General features: G+C 67.0%; 18 protein-coding genes. 6 read left to right on the top strand and 12 right to left on the bottom strand.

The genetic code is table 11. The features are described 5' to 3' along the window. Nucleotides 1–11 precede the first annotated feature (11 nt). The 3 genes from dgcA to ASD67_RS13630 all read right to left on the bottom strand — a co-directional run bounded on the left by dgcA (nucleotide 12) and on the right by ASD67_RS13630 (nucleotide 3,021). Entirely contained in the window at nucleotides 12–1,001 is a 990-nt protein-coding gene (gene dgcA / locus ASD67_RS13640; RefSeq protein ID WP_056348056.1) for an N-acetyl-D-Glu racemase DgcA, read from the bottom strand. A gap of 5 nt (nucleotides 1,002–1,006) precedes the next feature. Continuing rightward, the gene (gene dgcN, locus ASD67_RS13635) at nucleotides 1,007–2,041 is read right to left on the bottom strand and encodes an N-acetyltransferase DgcN (RefSeq protein ID WP_056348054.1); all 1,035 of its coding nucleotides are present in this window, start codon (nucleotides 2,039–2,041) and stop codon (nucleotides 1,007–1,009) included. A 95-nt stretch (nucleotides 2,042–2,136) separates the two neighbouring features. Continuing rightward, nucleotides 2,137–3,021 carry a LysR family transcriptional regulator gene (locus ASD67_RS13630; protein ID WP_056348052.1) on the bottom strand — a complete coding sequence of 295 codons (885 nt, stop codon included), beginning with the start codon at nucleotides 3,019–3,021 and terminating at the stop codon, nucleotides 2,137–2,139. A gap of 221 nt (nucleotides 3,022–3,242) precedes the next feature. Between ASD67_RS13630 and ASD67_RS13625 the strand changes: the two genes are divergently transcribed. After that, nucleotides 3,243–4,889: an N-acyl-D-amino-acid deacylase family protein gene (locus tag ASD67_RS13625; protein WP_056348050.1), complete on the top strand. Its 1,647-nt coding sequence runs from the start codon at nucleotides 3,243–3,245 to the stop codon at nucleotides 4,887–4,889. A 4-nt stretch (nucleotides 4,890–4,893) separates the two neighbouring features. Here ASD67_RS13625 and ASD67_RS23110 read toward each other — a convergent pair whose 3' ends face one another. Then, on the bottom strand, nucleotides 4,894–5,079 hold the full coding sequence (locus ASD67_RS23110; protein WP_156377712.1) for a hypothetical protein: 186 nt from the start codon (nucleotides 5,077–5,079) through the stop codon (nucleotides 4,894–4,896). Between the two features lie 136 nt (nucleotides 5,080–5,215). On the opposite strand from ASD67_RS23110, the gene ASD67_RS13620 reads away from it, so the two are divergent. Next, complete coding sequence (locus ASD67_RS13620) at nucleotides 5,216–5,977, top strand: sulfite exporter TauE/SafE family protein (RefSeq protein ID WP_056348546.1); 762 nt, start codon at nucleotides 5,216–5,218, stop codon at nucleotides 5,975–5,977. A gap of 54 nt (nucleotides 5,978–6,031) precedes the next feature. On the opposite strand, the gene ASD67_RS13615 is transcribed toward ASD67_RS13620, so the two are convergent. Further along, complete coding sequence (locus ASD67_RS13615) at nucleotides 6,032–7,348, bottom strand: class I SAM-dependent methyltransferase (RefSeq protein WP_056348048.1); 1,317 nt, start codon at nucleotides 7,346–7,348, stop codon at nucleotides 6,032–6,034. Between the two features lie 23 nt (nucleotides 7,349–7,371). Next, nucleotides 7,372–7,575, bottom strand: coding sequence for a hypothetical protein (locus ASD67_RS13610; RefSeq protein WP_056348046.1), 204 nt, complete (start codon nucleotides 7,573–7,575; stop codon nucleotides 7,372–7,374). Between the two features lie 224 nt (nucleotides 7,576–7,799). On the opposite strand from ASD67_RS13610, the gene ASD67_RS13605 reads away from it, so the two are divergent. From ASD67_RS13605 to ASD67_RS13590, 4 genes are read left to right on the top strand one after another with little or no spacing between them, the layout of a single operon-like run. Further along, entirely contained in the window at nucleotides 7,800–9,038 is a 1,239-nt protein-coding gene (locus ASD67_RS13605; RefSeq protein WP_056348044.1) for an NHLP bacteriocin system secretion protein, read from the top strand. Between the two features lie 3 nt (nucleotides 9,039–9,041). Beyond that, nucleotides 9,042–11,180: an NHLP family bacteriocin export ABC transporter peptidase/permease/ATPase subunit gene (locus tag ASD67_RS13600; protein WP_056348042.1), complete on the top strand. Its 2,139-nt coding sequence runs from the start codon at nucleotides 9,042–9,044 to the stop codon at nucleotides 11,178–11,180. Then, complete coding sequence (locus ASD67_RS13595; protein WP_056348039.1) at nucleotides 11,177–13,558, top strand: ATP-binding cassette domain-containing protein; 2,382 nt, start codon at nucleotides 11,177–11,179, stop codon at nucleotides 13,556–13,558. The genes ASD67_RS13600 and ASD67_RS13595 overlap by 4 nt, the downstream gene beginning before the upstream one ends. Before the next feature lies 1 nt (nucleotide 13,559). Beyond that, entirely contained in the window at nucleotides 13,560–14,066 is a 507-nt protein-coding gene (locus ASD67_RS13590; protein WP_056348037.1) for a cyclic nucleotide-binding domain-containing protein, read from the top strand. 32 nt (nucleotides 14,067–14,098) lie between these two features. On the opposite strand, the gene ASD67_RS13585 is transcribed toward ASD67_RS13590, so the two are convergent. The 6 genes from ASD67_RS13585 to ASD67_RS13560 all read right to left on the bottom strand — a co-directional run bounded on the left by ASD67_RS13585 (nucleotide 14,099) and on the right by ASD67_RS13560 (nucleotide 17,676). Beyond that, nucleotides 14,099–14,302, bottom strand: coding sequence for a hypothetical protein (locus tag ASD67_RS13585; protein WP_056348035.1), 204 nt, complete (start codon nucleotides 14,300–14,302; stop codon nucleotides 14,099–14,101). A gap of 184 nt (nucleotides 14,303–14,486) precedes the next feature. Continuing rightward, the gene (locus ASD67_RS13580) at nucleotides 14,487–14,909 is read right to left on the bottom strand and encodes an OsmC family protein (RefSeq protein ID WP_056348033.1); all 423 of its coding nucleotides are present in this window, start codon (nucleotides 14,907–14,909) and stop codon (nucleotides 14,487–14,489) included. Nucleotides 14,910–14,913: 4 nt separating this feature from the next. Beyond that, nucleotides 14,914–15,474, bottom strand: coding sequence for an NADPH-dependent FMN reductase (locus ASD67_RS13575; RefSeq protein ID WP_056348032.1), 561 nt, complete (start codon nucleotides 15,472–15,474; stop codon nucleotides 14,914–14,916). Then, complete coding sequence (locus tag ASD67_RS13570; RefSeq protein ID WP_056348031.1) at nucleotides 15,471–15,809, bottom strand: GNAT family N-acetyltransferase; 339 nt, start codon at nucleotides 15,807–15,809, stop codon at nucleotides 15,471–15,473. Before ASD67_RS13570 ends, ASD67_RS13575 begins: the two co-directional genes overlap by 4 nt. 124 nt (nucleotides 15,810–15,933) lie before the next feature. Beyond that, a complete protein-coding gene (locus ASD67_RS13565; RefSeq protein WP_056348030.1) occupies nucleotides 15,934–16,812 on the bottom strand; it encodes a pirin family protein in 879 nt (292 codons plus the stop codon). A gap of 177 nt (nucleotides 16,813–16,989) precedes the next feature. Further along, entirely contained in the window at nucleotides 16,990–17,676 is a 687-nt protein-coding gene (locus tag ASD67_RS13560; protein WP_056348029.1) for an alpha/beta fold hydrolase, read from the bottom strand. Between the last annotated feature and the right edge of the window lie 66 nt (nucleotides 17,677–17,742).

Below are 17,742 nucleotides of genomic sequence, written 5' to 3'. Positions count from 1 at the left end.
CCCCGATCCTGTCAAATGCCACCCCAGAAGCCGGGCTGCGGCGGCGACATGATGCCGTGCGCCGCGCTGACCCCGCCCACGCGATCCTCTGCAAGCCAGAGCGGTCCGTCAAGGTCCGCGAAACTGCTGTTGGCCGCGATGGCCCAGGCGGGCGCGATCGACAGCGACGAACAGATCATGCAGCCCGTCATCACATCGAGCCCGCGCGCGCGCGCCGCCTGCGCCAGGTCGAGCGCGGCGGTCAGCCCGCCCGTCTTGTCGAGTTTGATGTTCACGACGCGGTAGCCGTCGGGCAGCGTATCGAGATCGGCCGCGACATGGACGGCTTCGTCGGCGGCGATCGGGATGGCGGACCGGAATCCGGAAAGATCGCTATCGGCGTCGGCGGGCAATGGCTGTTCGAGCAGGTCGATGCGCAGATCGGTCAGCAGTCCCTGCAAATCGCGCACCTCGGCGATCGTCCAGCTTTCATTGGGGTCGACGATCATCCGCGGCTTCGGCGCCGCGGCGCGGACGGCGGCGATCTGGGCTGCCGGGTCGGTGCGATCGACCTTGACCTTCACCAGCGGCGCGTCGGCAAGCGCCGCAGCGGCGGCGGCCATGCGATCGGGCGCGTCGAGACCGACCGTCATCGCGGTGACGATCGGGCGCAGCGGACGCTCGAGACCGAAGGTGGCTGCGAAATCGGCGCCCGACAATCGCAGTTCCAGATCCCACAGCGCGCAATCGATCGCGTTCCGCGCCGCGCCGGCGGGCATCAGTTGCAGCAGCTCCTGCCGGCCAGCTCCTTGCTCGATCGCGCCGCGCGCCGCTTCGATCGCCAGAATCGTGCTTTCGGCATTCTCGCCATAGCGCGGGTAGGGGACGCATTCGCCGCGTCCGGTCACGCGATCCTGCGCGATGGCGACGGTCACCACCTGCGCGGCGGTCCTGACCCCGCGTGATATGCGGAACGGCGTGTGCAGTGGCAGGATTTCGTCCGCGACGATCAGGGTGCGCATGGGGATCAGGCGGTTTCGGCGACGCTGTGTGTGGCGGCGTCGGTTTCCAGCAGCCGGTCGAGGATCGTCTCGACCCCGAAGCGATAGGGATCGCTGGTCGGCAGCCCGAATTCGGCCTCGGTCGCGGCGCACAGGGCACGTGCCTCGTTCTCGGGCATGGCCGAGGTGTTGAGCGCGATGCCCACAACCCGGACATTCGCGTTGGTCAGCCGGGCTACGCGCAGATTGGCTTCCAGTGTTTCGGCAATGCCGGGCAGCGGATAATGGGGCAGGCCGCGCATATGCGGGCGCGCCGGGTCATGGCACAGGACGAGCGCGTCGGGCTGCGCGCCGTGCAGCAGCCCCGTCGATACGCCGGCGAACGAGGGGTGATAGAGCGATCCCTGCCCCTCGATCAGGTCCCAGCCGTCATCGCTGCGTGCGGGCGAAACCTGTTCGATCGCGCCCGAGATGAAGTCGGCGACCACGGCGTCGAGCGGAACGCCGTCACCCGCGATCAAGATGCCCGTCTGTCCGGTCGCGCGGAAATCTGCCGCCACGCCGCGTTTGTCGAGCGCGCTGGCGAGGCAGAGCGTCGTGTACATCTTGCCGACCGAACAATCGGTGCCGACGGTGAGAAGCCTTTTGCCCGCGCGGGGCTTGCCGTTGCCGATCGGGATATCGGGTCGCGGGTCGCGCACATCGTGCAGCTGGCGGCCGCGCCGCGCTGCGGCCTCGATCAGCCGCGGTTCGGCGTTCAGCCGATGGTGCAGCCCCGAAGCGATGTCGAGCCCGGCCTCCATCGCGGCCAGCGCATCGACGATCAGATCCTCGCCCAGCCTGCCGCCGGCATTGGCGATGCCGAGCACCAGCGTCCGCGCACCGGCGGCGTAGGCTGCGGCGAAATCCATCCGCGGCAGGTCCAGGGTCAACGGGCAATCGTCGTGACGATATTCGCCGATGCAGATGTCGGGCCGGAACACGGCCAGTCCGCGCGAAGTCTTGATGTCAGCGGGGTCGCTGGAATGGCCGAGATAGAGAAGATAGGGCGTTTCGATCATGGATCCGGGAACCTGCCTGATGGTAATGGGGCCGATAATAGCTTCCCCTGTCGCAACGCCCCAATATCCAGCGCCCCATATCCTATAGCTTGACGCTATAGACCTTCGATCACCGTCGCGAGCACGGCGAGGAATGCCGACGCTGTCCGCGACGGCGGGCGATTCTGCAGATAGACCGCGTTGATGTCGAAAGTGATCGCGGGCTGCAGCGGCCGGCTCGCCAGCCCGGGCGGCAGCGCGGCGTGCGCCGTGAAATTGTCGACGATCGCCATGCCGACTCCCGCGCTGACCAGCGCTGCGGCGACATAATAGGTGCGGGCCGAAACAACCTCGTCCAGCACGACCTCCAGCCGATTGAGCTCGCTCGACAGCATCCGTCCGATCGGGCCGCTCTGCGCCGGGCTGATGAACTTGTGCCCGCACAGTTCGTCAAGGCGCAGGCGCGGGGGCGCGGCCGGCATATCCTCTTCGCGGTAGATGACCACCAGTTCGCCCTCGCCGATCACCTGATGGGCGACGGGAGCCGACAGCGGTACTTCGAAACTGATCGCGATGTCGGTTTCATGTTCGTACAGTTTACGCACCATTTCATCATGGTGCAGCGTCTGGAGATCGAACATGACGTCCGCATGATCGTCCAGAAACCGGGCGACAGCCGTCGGGATCGCGCCGAGCCCCAGCGACGGAAGCGCCGAAATGCGGAGCAGACCGCCGCGCCCGTGGCGCAGGTTCTGGCACGCCTGGCGCAGCGACCGCACCCGGTCCTGGATGTCGGATACTTCGGCGAACAGGGTGCGCGCGTCCTGCGTCGGGATCAGCCGTCCTTTTGACCGCTCGAACAAGGTCAGCCCGATCGAGCGTTCGGCGTGGCGCAGCACCTTCGTCACCGAGGGCTGCGAAACGTTGAGCGACCGGGCGGCGGCACTGACCGTGCCGTGCAGGAAGACCGCGTGAAATATCTCGATCTGGCGCAGGTTCATCGCGTGTTGGCTCCAAAGCTGCGGTTGTCGGGCAAGGATTTGCCGCTGTTTCGGCCGAATATCGACGCTGGTTTTCGATCTTATGCCATTGGGTTATAGGGGCTGCAACTACACTCTCTGGACGCGGGGCGCTTATTCGAGACATCCTCATCGCCGGAAAAAGCCGACCGAGGGTGCGCCCCGGCCGGCGGTCGCGACTGCCCACAAGAAGGATCACGCCGATGCCGTCGTCGCTTGCTTCGCTTTCCGTTCGCCGGACGATCGCTTCGCTGTCGGCCGCTGCGGCGCTGCTTTGCGTGGCCGGCGCCGCAGCGCGGCCGGACGAGGCGGTCGACGTGATCATCCGGGGCGGGACGATCTATGACGGCGGCGAGGGCGAACCCTTTGTCGGCGACGTCGCGATCCGCGGCGATCGGATCGTCCATGTTGGGCCGTCCGGCGGCTATTCGGCGCCTCGGATCATCGACGCGAAGGGGTTGATCGTCGCGCCCGGCTTCATCGATCCGCACACCCATGCCGACAGCTTCCTCCGCTCGCCCGACCCGACGGTGCGCGTCAATGCCGCCTGGCTGGCCCAAGGGGTCAGCACGGTGATGATCGGGGTCGATGGCTATGGCACGCCCGATGTCGCGGAGGATGCCGCCAGGCTGACGGGATCGGGGATCGGCACCAATATCGTGCCGTTCGTCGGCTTCGGACCAGTTCGCCAGCGGGTGCTGGGTCAGGATGCGCGCGCGCCGAACGCAGCCGAACTCGACGCGATGAAGGCGTTGGTCGCCAAGGGCATGTGCGAAGGTGCGGTAGGCCTTTCCACTGGACTCTTCTATGCGCCGCAAAGCTTCGCCACCACCGGCGAGGTCGTCGCGGTGGCGCGCGAGGCGGCGATCCGCGGCGGCCTTTACGACACCCACCAGCGCGACGAATCGAGTTACAGCATCGGCCTGCTCGGGTCGGTGGAGGAAGCGATCGAGATCGGCCGGCAGGCCGGAATGCCGGTCCATTTCGCCCATCTGAAAGCGCTCGGCGTCGATGTCCACGGACAGGCCGGCGCGGTGATCTCCGCGATCGACGCCGCGCGCAAGGCGGGGGTCGATGTGACCGCCGACCAATATCCCTGGCTGGCGTCGGGATCGAGTCTCGACGCGTCGCTGCTGCCGCGCTGGGCGGTCGATGGCGGCGGGGCGGCGTTGCTGAAGCGGCTCGACGATCCCGTCACGCTGGCGCGGATCCGGGTCGAAATGCAGGACAATCTGCGTCGGCGTGGCGGAGCCGGCGCGTTGCTCCTGATCGCGCAGGGCTTTCCCTGGACCGGCCGGACGCTGGAACAGGTTGCAGAGGAGTGGAAGGCGGATCCACGCGACGCGGCACTGCGGATCATCCGGCAGGGCATCGAGGCGAAGGATGAAGGACAGAAGGGCGGGGGCGCCGCCGTCGCGTCCTTCAATATGGCGCAAGCGGATGTCGACCTGTTGATGACGCAGCCGTGGATGGTGACATCGTCCGACGGGTCGGACGGCCATCCCCGCATGTTCGCGACCTTCCCCGAAAAATATGCGCGCTACGTTCGCGAGCGCAAGGTTATCGACCTGCGGACCTTCATCCGTCAATCGACCGGGCGTACCGCCGACATCTACAAGCTCGACGGGCGTGGTTACCTGCGTCCAGGCTTTTTCGCGGACGTGCTCGTCTTTGATCCCGTCCAATATGCGCCGCGCGCCGATTATATGCACCCGCGCGAACTGAGCGTCGGCGTCCGGAAACTCTTCGTCAACGGCGCATTGGCGGTCGATGACGGTCAAGCAACGGGCGCCGCTGGCGGTCGCGCTCTGCTGAGGCCCCGTCCGCCCGGCTGCACCGGGCGCGATTGAACGGTTAAAACGCCAAATCTGGATGCTTGCCCATGCGGGCAATGACCATCGCGCAAAGACGCTCGGTCTCGACACGATTTGCACACGCGATCCGCGCGAAACCCTTGCCGCCGTCGCGTCCGTCGTCGATTGCCTGAAACGATACGGGGTTCGTGGAAACCCTGCCCCTCTTGGCCCAGGCGTTGCTCAAGGCGTCGCAGGCGGATCAGCGCCGATGACAGCAAATTCATTCGACAGTCCGAACGGCCTTCGTCAGAAGGTCGGATGCGTCTGCCAATTCCTGGGTGATCGGATTGTTCCAAAATCTGCTTGAACATGTCGACACGATGCATGCGACCGCGGGTTTGCTGGTCGGCATCATGGTCGGGCTGACGGGCGTCGGGGGCGGGTCGCTGATGACGCCGCTGCTGGTGCTGATGTTCGGCGTCAATCCCAAGACAGCCGTTGGCACAGACCTTCTGTTCGCCGCGCTGACGAAGACGGTGGGGAGCACCGTCCATGGCTGGCGCGACACCGTCGACTGGCATATTTTTCGCCGTCTCGCCGCAGGATCGATCCCGGCCGCTGTCCTTTCGGTCGTCGCGTTGCAGGGGCTCGGCAGTATCGGCGACAGTGCCGAGCATGTCATCATTTTGTTTCTGGGCTTTATGTTGATCCTTACGGCGTTCGCGGCGTTTTTTCAGGGGCGTCTCATGCGGTTCGCGCGGCGGCACGAAGGTCCCGACGATCAGCGGGCACTGCTGCCGACCGTGATGCTCGGGGCGTTCATTGGAATTGCGGTCTCGATCTCGTCGATCGGGGCGGGGGCGATCGGCGTGACCGCCCTGCTGATGCTCTACCCGCACCTGCCGGTCTCGCGGATTGTCGGCACCGATATCGTGCACGCGGTTCCGCTGGCCCTGGTGGCGGGTTCGGGGCACTGGCTCTATGGCGATGTCGATCCGACGCTGCTCATCAGCCTGTTGGTGGGATCGATCCCCGGCGTGATCGTCGGCAGCCTCTTGTCCAGTCGCGCGCCCGATCATCTGTTGCGTCCGGCGCTTGCGGCCGTCCTGCTGTTTTCGGGCCTGAAACTGCTGACCAGTTGATAAGGGGCCTTTGGCGCCAATCGACTGCTTTCGGCCAGCTTCGGACTTGCGAAGTCACGGCCGTAACGACCCGCGCGGAATCCCGATGACCCCGTGGCTTGAAACCGCGCCATTGATCGTTGCGGCGTCGAGCCGCAGCAAGGCGGCGTGGGTCGCTGCCGCCAACGGCACGTCGGCCGGCGGGTCGGCGGGGACCACTTCGCCCGCCATGAAGAGCGCGTCGAGGGCGTTGAACAGATCGGCCTCGCCAATGTCAGGCACGGCGGACAGCGGTTGCGGCCCGTTTTCGAGCGCGCGCAGGATCGCATGCGCCGCATCGTTGTCGAAACGGATGGTGCCGGCGGCGGTGCGGGCCTCGAAACTGGCTTCGCCGAGCGGGCGCGCGGCCGACCACCAGCCCTGCATACGCGCCTCGGCCTGTACGGTCGCTGAAAGCCGCGCGTAGGGCTGTTTCACGAACAGGTCGGTGCGGAACCAGTTGCGGGTGAGCAGGTCGAGCGCGCATTCGCGCGCGGCGGGATTGGCGATCGTGGACAGTGTGTCGCGCCAGGCCGCCTTCAGGGCAAAATCGGCGCGCAGGCGGTTAGGCCTCGCCTGGCCGGCCAGCGCCAGTCCGCGCTCCGCCGCAGCTTCGAGAACAGCGCCTGACCAGAGCGGCGTCCAGTGGCGATTGAGATATTCATGCGCGAAATAATCGGTCGGCAGGCGGCCGCGCATCTCGTCGATCCATTCCCAATGGCCCGCTTCGAATATCCCGGTCGCGCGTAGCTGTTCAAGCGCGGTTTCGAACCGCTGGGTCGGCGTGCCCGGCAGGCCGTCCGCCAGTGTCCACAGCATTTGCTGGAACGCGACCATCGGCGTCCAGCCGGGCAGGCAATTATAGCCAACGGCCAGCGCCCCGCCGGGTTTCAGCATATGGGCGGCGAGGTCGAGGACATGGCCGCGATTGGTTTCACTGACCCACGCCAATACGCCCTGGCATTGCACATAATCGGCCGCGCCGCCGGCCTGTGCCGCCAGCGCGGCGTCGAAATATTGATGATGGAGTTCGATGTTATCGAGGCCGATTTCCGCCGCCATTGCCGCGCCGCGTGCGACATGGCCCGGATTGCCGTCGATGCCGATGAAATGCCCCTCGGGATGCGCGGCAGCGTTGAGGATCAGCCCGATGCCGTCGCCGCAGCCGATATCGACCATCGTGAAGGACGAGCGCGTGGCATGACCGCGCGGCGACGCGATCCCGACATGCGCCAGCATCGCGTCGATGTTCGGCGGGGCGAAGCTCGCATGAAAGCTGCTCGGATAGAGCGAGTCGCCGACATAGCCGTCGATGCTGTCGGACGGACCCGCCGTCGTGTCGTGCGGCGCCATGCGCGCGATCCTCCGCTACGCCGTCATAACTTCACCGGGTTGGGCGTATATTTGTTCGCGGCGGTCGCAGGGCTGAGCTTCACCTCGTTGACCTTCTGCACGACGCTGCCAAAGTCGGGGTCGAGCTTGATATAGGTGGGGCCCGCGCCGCCCGATGCCTGGTCGAGCGCGTCCTCGCTCAGCGCGACGGCGCCCGCCCTGGTCACTTTGTCGGTCTTTCTGGTCATCGCAATTCTCCTAACAACGCCGCGCGGAGGCGGCGGTTCGACAGGTTGCGGCCCGAGTCGGAATATCCTTCCCGACAGGCGTCCTGCATAGCCGATTCCGCGCGTGATAGTGTGCCTTGCGTCACAGCGATGCCGACACCCTTGTCACAACGGGGAAAATCGGTTCATGTGCGCGGATAGAACAATATGGGTCGCGTGCGCATGGCAACAGGGGCGGCACGCGGATGAGCGAAACCATCTATCGGCAGACGGCGCTGGATCGCATGGCGAATCCAGAGCGGCTCGACGCCCCGGTGACGCTGGTGCCGCGCCCCTCGTGGATCCTGCTCGGCGCCTTCGCCGTCGCGCTGGTCGCGGCGCTGGTCTGGGCCAGCGTTGCGCGCGCGCCGGTGACCGTTGGCGCGAGCGGCATCCTGATCAACCGGTCGGGCCTCGCCGAAATCGCCGCCGCGCAGGATGGCCGTATCCAGACCATGCTGGTCATCCCCGGCGATGCGGTGCGGATCGGCCAGCCGATCGCAACCATCGCCCGCACCGAGCTCACCCGCGAACTGGCCGACGCCCGCCTCGACCTGCGCGATGCCCAGGCGCGGCTCGCGCGGTTGCAGGGTTTTTATGGCGAGCAGGGCGGGCGCGAACGCGGCGCCGACAGCGCCCGGCTCGCGACGATCGCCGAAAGCCGCCGCGCGCTCACCAGTCGCGCCAGCTATCTCGAGCAGCGCGCGGGCCGGATGGAAAAGCTGATCGCACGCGGCTTCATCACCCAGGACCAGCTGGTCGATGTCCAGATCGAACTGGCGGCGGTGCGCGAGCAATTGTCGAACCTGGGCGAGGCGGCGCTGCGCGTGCGCGTCGACGCCGACGCACGATCGGGCACCAGCGGTCTCGCCCTGCTCGACGAGCAGCGCGAGGTCGATACGCAGCAGCGCCTGATCGAGCGGCTCGAGGCGCGGCTCGGCGACGAGGAAGTGATTCGCGCCACCGTTGCCGGGCGCGTCACCGAGGTGAAGCTGGGCACCGGCGACATCGTCGCTCCCGGCACCGCGCTCGCGACCGTCGCGCCCAACCAGGGCGGGCTCGTGGCGCTTCTCTATGTTCCCGCCGCCGAAGGCAAGCGCATCGCGCCGGGGATGCGCGCGGAGATCACGCCGACCGCCGTCGAGCGCGCAGTCTATGGTCATATCCGCGGCCGCGTCGCCTCGGTCGCCCCGTTGCCCGCGACCCCGGAGGGCATGCGGCGCATGCTGCGCAACGACCAGCTGGTAGCCGAACTGACCGCGCGCGGCGCGCCGATCGAGGTGCGGATTCTGCTCGACCGCGACGCCGCCAATGCGAGCGGCTTTGCCTGGTCGGCGTCGAAAGGGCCGCCGGGGGCGATCAGCGCGGGATCGATCGTCGCGGGCAGGGTGGTGGTCGCCGACCGGCGCATCATCGGATTGCTGGTGCCGGGCGCCGGTAACTAGCGAATGGCACGGCGCCGATCCACGCCAACGGTACTCCAGCTCGAAGCCGCCGAATGCGGCGCCGCCTCGCTGGCGATGGTCCTTGCCGCGCATGGCCGCCACATGGGGCTCGACGAACTGCGCGCGCTGTGCGGGGTGTCGCGCGACGGGACCAAGGCGTCGAGCCTGCTGCGCGCGGCGCGCGCGCTGGGGCTGGAGGCCAAGGGGCTAAAGGCCGAGCCCGAGCATATCGCCGACCTGCCATTGCCGGCGATCGCCTTTGTCCATTTCAACCATTTTCTCGTCGTCGAGCATATCGACGCGCGCCACGTCTGGCTCAACGATCCGGCGTCGGGTCGCCGCCGCGAGACGATCGCCGAATTCTCCGATGGCTTTACCGGTGTCGTGCTGACCTTCGTCCCCGGCGCCGGTTTCGAGCGGGGCGACAGCCGCCCCAGCCTGGCGCAGTCGCTGCGTCAGCGGTTCGACGGGGTGCGCACCGCCTTGTGGTTCGTGGTCCTGACCGCGTTGGCGCTGGTGGTGCCGGGGGTTGTACTGCCGGTGTTCAGCCGGATTTTTGTCGATTATGTGCTCGTCCGCGGCCTGTCCGACTGGTTGCTGCCGCTCCTGATCGGGATGGCGCTGACCGCACTGGTCCGCTTCATCCTCCTCGAACTGCAGGAGCGCACATTGCTCCGCGCGCGCATGGCGATGAGCCTCAACACCGGCGGGGCGCTGATGCGCAAGCTGCTGACGTTGCCGGTGGCCTTTTTCGACCAGCGCTTCGCCGGTGAGATCGCCGACCGGGTGAAGCTCAATGAATCGCTGGCCACGCTGCTGACCGGCCATCTGGCGCAGGCGGCGGTCAATCTGGTCAGCGCGCTGTTCTTCCTGATCGTGCTGCTTTTTTATCATTGGGCGCTGACGCTGGCGATCGCCGCGCTAGCGCTGCTCAACGCTGCCGTCCTGCTGCTGTCGAACCGCCTGCTGTCCGACCGCTATCGCAAGATATCGATCGACCGCGGCAAGCTCGCGGGTGCGCGTGTCGCGGGTTTGAAGGATATGGAGACGTTCAAGGCGTCGGGCGGCGAGGATATGCTGTTCGCGCGCTGGACCGGCCTGACGATCGCGGTCCAGAACGGCGAGCAACAGGTCGCGCGGCTGGCCGCCTTCGTGCAGCCGATGCCGGCGCTGATCAGTGCGCTGATTATCGCCACCATATTGGTGTGGGGCGGCTTTGCCGTGATGGGCGGGACGATGACGCTGGGCGAACTCGTCGGCTATCAGACGCTGGCGGCAAGCTTTGTCGCGCCGGTCGCGGCGCTTGCGGGTTTCGGGGCCGAACTGCACCAGATCCGCTCCTACACCGGGCGGCTCGACGATGTGCTGGCCGAAGCGAGTGATCCGCGTTTCGACCGCGCCGATCCTGCCTCCGACGGACGGCTGCCGCAGGGAGGGGTGAGCGCGCGCGACCTGTCCTTCGGCTATGCGCCGCTCGATCCGCCGCTCATCGACGGGCTCAGCTTCGATCTGCTACCCGGCGAACGCATCGCGCTCGTCGGGCCGTCGGGGTCGGGCAAATCGACCGTCGGCAAGCTGATCGCCGGGCTCGAACAGCCGCGCGGCGGCGACCTGCTGCTCGACGACCGCGCGCTGCTCGACTGGCCGCGCGCCGCGCTTGCGCACCGGCTCGCCTATGTGCGGCAGGATGTGATGCTGTTCGAAGGGTCGGTGCGCGACAATCTGACCTTGTGGAACGACGCACTGCCCGAACCCGACATGATCCGCGCGGCGCGCGACGCGATGATTCACGACGTCATCGCGGCGCGGCCCGGCGGCTATGACGCGCGGATCGCGCAGGGTGGCGGCAATTTTTCGGGCGGCGAGCGGCAGCGGATCGAAATCGCACGCGCGCTGGCCAGCGATCCCAGCCTGATCATCCTCGACGAAGCGACAAGCGCGCTCGATCCGGTCACCGAACATGGGGTGATGGAGGCGATCCGGCGGCGCGGCATCACCTGCATCATCATCGCGCATCGCCTGTCGGCGATCCGCGACTGCGACCGGATTTTCGTGCTCGAACAGGGACGGGTGGTCGAGGCGGGTGACCATGGCGAACTGATGGCCGGGCGCGGCGTCTATGCGCGGCTGGTCGAGGCATGACGGACGCGATCGCCTTGCCGGCTGGCGCGACCCGGGCGCTGCCGCATGGCGGCACCGGCTGGCGCGTCGCGGCGGGGCGGCTCGAACTCTATCTGGTCACCGCCGAGCGGCGGCGCTTCGTCGAACTCGTCGAGGCCGAGGGGCGCGTCGCGCCGCTGCCCGAGGGCGCGCGCCGCTTCCTCGTCGTCGCGCTCGACGATTGCGAACTCGCGCCGCTGCTCGCCGGGACGTTCGACGATGGCGACCCCGGTGCAGTGCTCGACGCCGCTTTTGCCGCCGAAGCGGCGCAGCGCGACGCGTCGCTGATCGATCGCCTTGGCGCGGGGCCACCCGGCGGTGCCGAGGGCAACCGGCTGGCGCACGCATTCGCCGCGCTGGGCGACGCGCTGGGCCATCCGGTCGACCCGGCGATCTTTCGCGGTGCGCGCATGGATTTCGCGCAGGCCCCGGTGCTCGCGCGCATCGCCGGGCTGCGCGCCGGACGGACGATCCTCGCGCCGGGCTGGTGGAAGGACGATGCCGGGCCGATGCTGGTGCAGGTCGGGGAGCATGGCACGAGCGCGGCGCTGTGGCGGGGTGGCGCGTATCGCGATGCCGATGGCATTCCGCTCGATCCGGGCGAGGTGCAGCCCTTGTGCTGGCGCGTCTATGCGCCGCTTGCCGGCGACCTGTCGTCGTTCCGTCCCATGGCGGTGAGCGTCGCCGTCGGCATCCGGCGCGAATGGCCGCTGATCACCGGCGCGGGGCTGGGCGCGGCGCTGCTCGGGCTGATCGTGCCGCTCGCCACCGCCTGGATTTTCGACGAGATCGTCCCCGGCGGCGCGGGCGGGCTGCTGATCGGCATCGGCATCGCGCTCGTCGTCGCGGCGCTCGTCGGCGCCGCCTTCACCACGGTGCGGACGCTGGCCATCGCGCGCGTCACCGGGCGCGGGCAGGTCGCGATGGCGGCGGGGGTGGCCGACCGGGTGCTGCGGCTGCCCGCGCGCTTTTTCAAGACGCTGTCGCCGGGCGATTTCAACCAGCGGATCGAGGCGCTGGAAGGCATTCGCGCGCTCGTCGCCGCGATCCTGCTCAGCGCCGGGCTGACCGCCTTTTTCTCGCTTTTCTATCTTGTCCTGCTCTTCGCCTATGAACCGCGCATGGCGCTCGCCGGGCTGGGCGTAACGCTCGTCTATATCGGCGCGGTGGCGGTCAGCCGCGTGGCACAGGCGGCACCGCTGCGCGAGGCGGCCGAACGCGACGGCAAGCTCGCGGGTCTCACCTTCGAGATATTGGAAGGGCTGCCCAAATTGCGCTCGGCGGCGGCGGAAGACCGCATGCTGGATCGCTGGACGGGCGCCTACACGCTCGAACGCGCGGCGGATGCGCGGGGACAGCGCATCGGCGTGCATTTCGGCGCTTTCGCCGATGCCTGGGGGATCATCGGCCTGATCGCGCTGTTCGCGACCGCGGCGCTGCTCGTGTCGGGCGATGTGCCGCCGGGGCAGTTCATCGGCTTCCTCGCCGCTTTCGCGATCTTTCAGGGCAATCTTGTCGCGCTGTGCGATTCTTTGCTCGCGATCTACACCGCGCGCCCGCTGGCCGAGCGCGCACGCCCGATCCTGACCGCCGAGATCGAGGCGGCGGGCGGCCGCGCCGACCCGGGGCGGCTGACTGGCGATATCCAGGTGTCGGGGCTCAGCTTCGGTTATGACCAGGCGATGGCGCCGCTGCTCGCCGACCTGTCGCTGAGCGTCGCGCCGGGCGAGCATGTCGCGATCGTCGGCGGGTCGGGATCGGGCAAGTCGACCGTCCTGCGGCTGCTCCTCGGCTTCGAGACGCCGACCACGGGGTCGATCGCCTATGACGGGCAGGAACTCGCCAGCCTCGATCCGGCACGGCTGCGCAGCCAGATCGGCGTCGTGCTCCAGTCGAGCCAGCTGTTCGCGGGGACGATCATGGAGAATATTCGCGGCGCGAGCGATGCCGGGCTCGAACAATGTCAGGCGGCGGCCGATGCGGCAGGGCTGGCCGACGACCTCGATCAGATGCCGATGGGGCTGCACACGATGGTCACCGAAGGCGCTGGCACGCTGTCGGGCGGGCAGCGCCAGCGCATCCTGATCGCGCGCGCCCTCGCCGGAGGGCCGCGCCTCTTGTTCTTCGACGAGGCCACCAGCGCGCTCGACAATGCGACGCAGGCGATAGTCGCGGCGACTCTCGACGCACTCGACGCCAGCCGGATCACCATCGCGCACAGGCTGTCGACCGTGCGCAATGCGGACCGCATCTGCGTCCTCGAACGCGGGCGCTTTGTCGAAAGCGGGACATTCGCCGACCTCATGGCGCGAAATGGCGCCTTTGCCGCGCTCGCGCGCCGCCAATTGCTGGAGGACTGATATGCGCAAGGCGCTCTATATCCTGGGCGATCTGGAGGACAGCGACATCCTCTGGCTGTCGCGTCACGGCAGCGTCCGCAGCCTCGCGCCCGGCGATGTGCTGATCAAGGCGGAGCAGGCGATCGGCGAATTATTCTTCGTCACCGATGGCACGCTGGCGGTCACCAGCCCTGCCGGCGCGCATGTTGCCGACCTCGCGCTCGGCGATGTGGTCGGCGAGATGTCCTTTGTGGAAAAGGCGCTGCCGTCGGCAACGGTGACCGCGCGCGACCATGTCCGGGTGCTTGCGGTGCCGCGCGCGGCGATCCTGGCCGAATTCGCGGCGGACAGCGGCTTCGCGGCGCGCTTCTATCGCGCGCTGGCGGTGTTCCTGTCCGATCGGCTGCGCAGCCTGTCGACCCCGGCGGGCGGGCAGACCGAACTCGACGAAGGCCTACTCGACACGCTCAGCGAGGCGGGCGACCGTTTCGTTCGCCTGATCGCGCTGCTCGAGGGGCGCGAGCATTAGAGCCCGACCGTGGGCCGAGGATGGCTGAGAGCTTAACCGCCGACGGCGGGCTTGACCGACCCGTCACCCGGCTTCACCGATCCGTCGCCGGCCTTGACCGATCCGTCCGCCATCACGAAATTGACGCTGGCCCGGCGCGCCGCCTCGCGCGCGGCCTGCACGGCGGGCAGGCCGCCGCTGACCGCGTCGAGCGCTTCGTCACTGATCGTTTCAGGGGCGTCTTTTCTATCGCTCACTTTTCATCTCCTTGCCGTCGCCTTTTCATCCGATGCCATCCCGATAGGCGATGCAGACGGACGATGCTGTGACGCGAGACACACGCAAAACCCGTTCGGCGCCAACGCAGGGCCGTCCACCCACGGCCCAGGTGCATCCGCGATGCACTTTTCACCCACGGCGCTGATTTCCGGCTGGCGCCGGCTATGATCCGCGTTCGGTTGCGATCCGGATGGCGCCGGTCAACGTTTTGTGAACGGGGCATTTTTCGGCGACGTCAAAGAGCTTTTGGCGTTGCTCCTCCGACAGGTCGGGGGCGATGATGGTGACGGTCTTGTGAAACTCGTCGATCATCTGCTCCGATCCCGCTTCCATCTTTTTGCCATGACGAACCTCGACATCGACATGTTCGACCGGCCAGCCTTCGCGAATCGCGTACCAGCGAATGGTTATCGCGGTGCATTCGCCAAGCGACGCGGCGAGCAGGTCATAGGGCGACGGACCCAGATTCTTTCCGCCCTTGGACAGGGGTTCGTCCCCGAAGATATGATGACCGGACACCTCGATGGCGACCGCGAGCGGGCTGCCCTGAGCATCGGAAACATGGGCCATGGTCTTTTGCGCCATCGTGTCAGTCGTCCTTTTGCCGAATGAAGCCGGTGTAGCCAGCAAGGAAGGTCGCGAGCTGATTGCGGACGGCGGGATCGCCCATCGCGCCATTCTCGTCGAACATCCCCGATGCGCGCGAGACGAGCATCCGGCCGCCGGTCCACAAGGTCGCACCAAGGGTGCGCAGCACCGGCAACCAGTCGTTCTGCGCCAGCAGCGTACCGAACCCACCCGGCGATGCGCCCAGAATCGCGAACGGACGCCCGCCGAACACCCGCGCAATGTCGCCCGGCGGGCGCGAGGCCCAATCGATGGCGTTCTTGAACACGCCGGGTATCCCGTTGTTATATTCGGGCGTCGCCAATATCACGCCATCGGCCGACGCAATCGCCTCCTTCAGATCGACCACCGCATCGGGCAGGCCGCTCGCTGCCTCCGCGTCGGCATCGTAGAGCGGAATGCCGTGCAACGTGCGGATATCGAGCGATACGCCCTCGGGCACCAGCCCGGCCGCGTTGCGGAGCAGGGCGGTGTTGAACGAGCCTGTCCTCAGGCTGCCCGAAATGCCGAGCAGGCGGGTCATGGGTGCGGCCTTGCGGCGATGCTCGGCTTTTCGCCCGGGCCGACGGTCATCACATCCTGCCAATCGGGGTACTTCTCGTATCGCGCGCGGACATAAGGGCATAAGGGAATGATGCGAAAGCCATTGCCCCGTGCATCGGCGATGAGGAAATCGACCAGCGCCGCCGCCGCGCCCGTGCCCCTCAGGCTCTCCGGCGCGCCGGTATGGTCCGCGCTGATAAGGCCGGGGCCGCGATGGGTGAAGACCAGTTCGGCCGCATCCTCGATCCCGGCGACCCGCGCCAGGTAGCGGCCATGGCGGCCATCGTCTTCCTTGGTGATCGTTATTTCGGCCATAGCGGCAGCTTTCCTTGTTCGGCTATCATCGGACGGTTCCGGCCATCCGTATATGGAGGATTTCGGGCCCGGCCCAAGCCATTCGACGTCCGGTGATGTCCCCGCGTTTCCTGGATGCCGGCGGTCATTTCGCAACCTCGGGAAACGGGATGAATTCGGCGTGGTCCGCGTCGGGCAATTTCATGCGCCCGGCCGTCCAATCCTCGCGCGCCTGTTCGAGCCGGTCCTTGCTCGAGGAAACGAAGTTCCAAAGCAGGAACCGCTCGCCGATCGGCTCGCCTCCCAGCACCATCACCGTGGAGGGCTGCTTCGCAGTGACATCGGCGCCGTCGCGTCCGTTCAGCACCGCCATCTGGCCCGCGCCCAGCACCGTTCCGCCAATCTCGATCTGTCCGGCGGCGCAATAAACCGCGCGTTCGGGATAAGCGGTGGTGACGCTACGCCGCGCGCCGGCCTGCATCTCCCAGTGCTGGTAGAAGAGCGGCGAATGAACCGTTACATTCGACGAAAGGCCATCGGCCTCGCCCGCGATCAACCGGCCCTTGACGCCATGCTCGTCCCATTCGGGCAGGTCGGCCCCGGCGTGATGGTGGAAGCTGGGATCATTTTCCTCCGCCTCGACGGGCAGCGCCACCCAGGCCTGGATCCCATGCATGTTCGCACCATGCGCGCGCGCATATTCAAGCCGTTCGCTGTGGGTGATGCCGCTGCCCGCGACCATCCAGTTGACTTCGCCGGGGCGGATTTCCTGCTCGAAGCCCAAGCTGTCGCGATGGGTGATCTGGCCCGAATAGAGATAGGTCACGGTCGAAAGGCCGATATGCGGATGGGGGCGCACATCCAGCTCGCGCGGGATGCCCGGTGCCAGGTCGAGCGGACCCAGATGGTCGAAGAAGATGAACGGCCCGACCATCCGGCGCGCGTGGAAGGGCAGAACCCGTCCGACGACGAAACCGCCGCCGAGATCGCGTTCCCGTTTGTCGATGATGCGTTCGATCGTCATGGTCTTGGTGTTTCCCTTGCTCTGAAATCAGCCATGCGGCGACGATATCGCCCTATTCAGGGCGGCGTGCGGACCAGCCACCCGGGAACGGACAACGCAGGATCAACTGAACACCATCTCTCGGCGGTCAATCTCGAAAATCCGCTTCGCAAGTCGCCAGCTGATCCCTTGTCCCCGTCAGCCTTGCACCGCCTCGATTATCAGTGCGGCAACCGCATCGGGCTGCGACGCCAGAGATGCATGGCTCGCGGCGAGCCGGATCAGTTTTTTGGGCGCCATCCGCGAGGCCATCATCTCCTGATTGGCCGGTGCAATCATGCGATCCTGTTCCGACAGCTGGTACCAGCACGGCTTGCTCTTCCATGCCGGTTGAGAGATCGTGTCGCCGAAGGTCGAGCCAAGCGGCGCCTTTTGCGTCACCGCCATCACCAACGCCTGATCCTCGGGCAGATCCTGGCAGAAGTTGGCGTGATATTGGTCTTGTGCGATCCACAAAAATCCATCGCTGTCGGGCGCGATGGCTGCCGCGCCCGCCGGGGGATTGGCTTGCGTTATGCCGCCCGGGCTTTCACCCGCGTCGGGAGCGAAAGCGGCGATATAGACCAGTCCGACAACGTCGGGAGGGGTGCCGGCTTCGGTGATGACCGCGCCGCCATAGCTGTGCCCTACCAGCAGCACCGGGCCACCGACCTGTGCAATCATCTTGCGGGTGCGCTCGGCATCGTCGGCCAGCGAGGTGAGCGGCATTTCGACCGCTTTCAGCTTGGTGAGTCCCGCCTGATGGAGCAGCGGAATGACGCCGGCCCAGTGAGCCGCGCCACCCCAGAAGCCATGAACGAGGATGATGGTCGGTGCGTCGGTCATTTCGTCTCTCCTGATTCTCGTTGGGGCCCTCGTGCATCATGGTCTTGTTGCGCTTGATGGCAAATC

Origin of the sequence: Sphingopyxis sp. Root1497 (assembly GCF_001427085.1) — a bacterium.
Taxonomy (GTDB): domain Bacteria; phylum Pseudomonadota; class Alphaproteobacteria; order Sphingomonadales; family Sphingomonadaceae; genus Sphingopyxis.
This window is presented reverse-complemented; position numbering and strand designations above follow the sequence as displayed.

Excerpts from the sequence above, each read along its gene's own strand:
- dgcA (WP_056348056.1), bottom strand. The coding sequence starts at position 1,001 with ATGCGCACCCTGATCGTCGCGGACGAAATCCTGCCACTGCACACGCCG.
- dgcN (WP_056348054.1), bottom strand. The coding sequence starts at position 2,041 with ATGATCGAAACGCCCTATCTTCTCTATCTCGGCCATTCCAGCGACCCC.
- ASD67_RS13630 (WP_056348052.1), bottom strand. The coding sequence starts at position 3,021 with ATGAACCTGCGCCAGATCGAGATATTTCACGCGGTCTTCCTGCACGGC.
- ASD67_RS13625 (WP_056348050.1), top strand. The coding sequence starts at position 3,243 with ATGCCGTCGTCGCTTGCTTCGCTTTCCGTTCGCCGGACGATCGCTTCG.
- ASD67_RS13620 (WP_056348546.1), top strand. The coding sequence starts at position 5,216 with ATGCATGCGACCGCGGGTTTGCTGGTCGGCATCATGGTCGGGCTGACG.
- ASD67_RS13615 (WP_056348048.1), bottom strand. The coding sequence starts at position 7,348 with ATGGCGCCGCACGACACGACGGCGGGTCCGTCCGACAGCATCGACGGC.
- ASD67_RS13610 (WP_056348046.1), bottom strand. The coding sequence starts at position 7,575 with ATGACCAGAAAGACCGACAAAGTGACCAGGGCGGGCGCCGTCGCGCTG.
- ASD67_RS13605 (WP_056348044.1), top strand. The coding sequence starts at position 7,800 with ATGAGCGAAACCATCTATCGGCAGACGGCGCTGGATCGCATGGCGAAT.
- ASD67_RS13600 (WP_056348042.1), top strand. The coding sequence starts at position 9,042 with ATGGCACGGCGCCGATCCACGCCAACGGTACTCCAGCTCGAAGCCGCC.
- ASD67_RS13595 (WP_056348039.1), top strand. The coding sequence starts at position 11,177 with ATGACGGACGCGATCGCCTTGCCGGCTGGCGCGACCCGGGCGCTGCCG.
- ASD67_RS13590 (WP_056348037.1), top strand. The coding sequence starts at position 13,560 with ATGCGCAAGGCGCTCTATATCCTGGGCGATCTGGAGGACAGCGACATC.
- ASD67_RS13580 (WP_056348033.1), bottom strand. The coding sequence starts at position 14,909 with ATGGCGCAAAAGACCATGGCCCATGTTTCCGATGCTCAGGGCAGCCCG.
- ASD67_RS13575 (WP_056348032.1), bottom strand. The coding sequence starts at position 15,474 with ATGACCCGCCTGCTCGGCATTTCGGGCAGCCTGAGGACAGGCTCGTTC.
- ASD67_RS13570 (WP_056348031.1), bottom strand. The coding sequence starts at position 15,809 with ATGGCCGAAATAACGATCACCAAGGAAGACGATGGCCGCCATGGCCGC.
- ASD67_RS13565 (WP_056348030.1), bottom strand. The coding sequence starts at position 16,812 with ATGACGATCGAACGCATCATCGACAAACGGGAACGCGATCTCGGCGGC.
- ASD67_RS13560 (WP_056348029.1), bottom strand. The coding sequence starts at position 17,676 with ATGACCGACGCACCGACCATCATCCTCGTTCATGGCTTCTGGGGTGGC.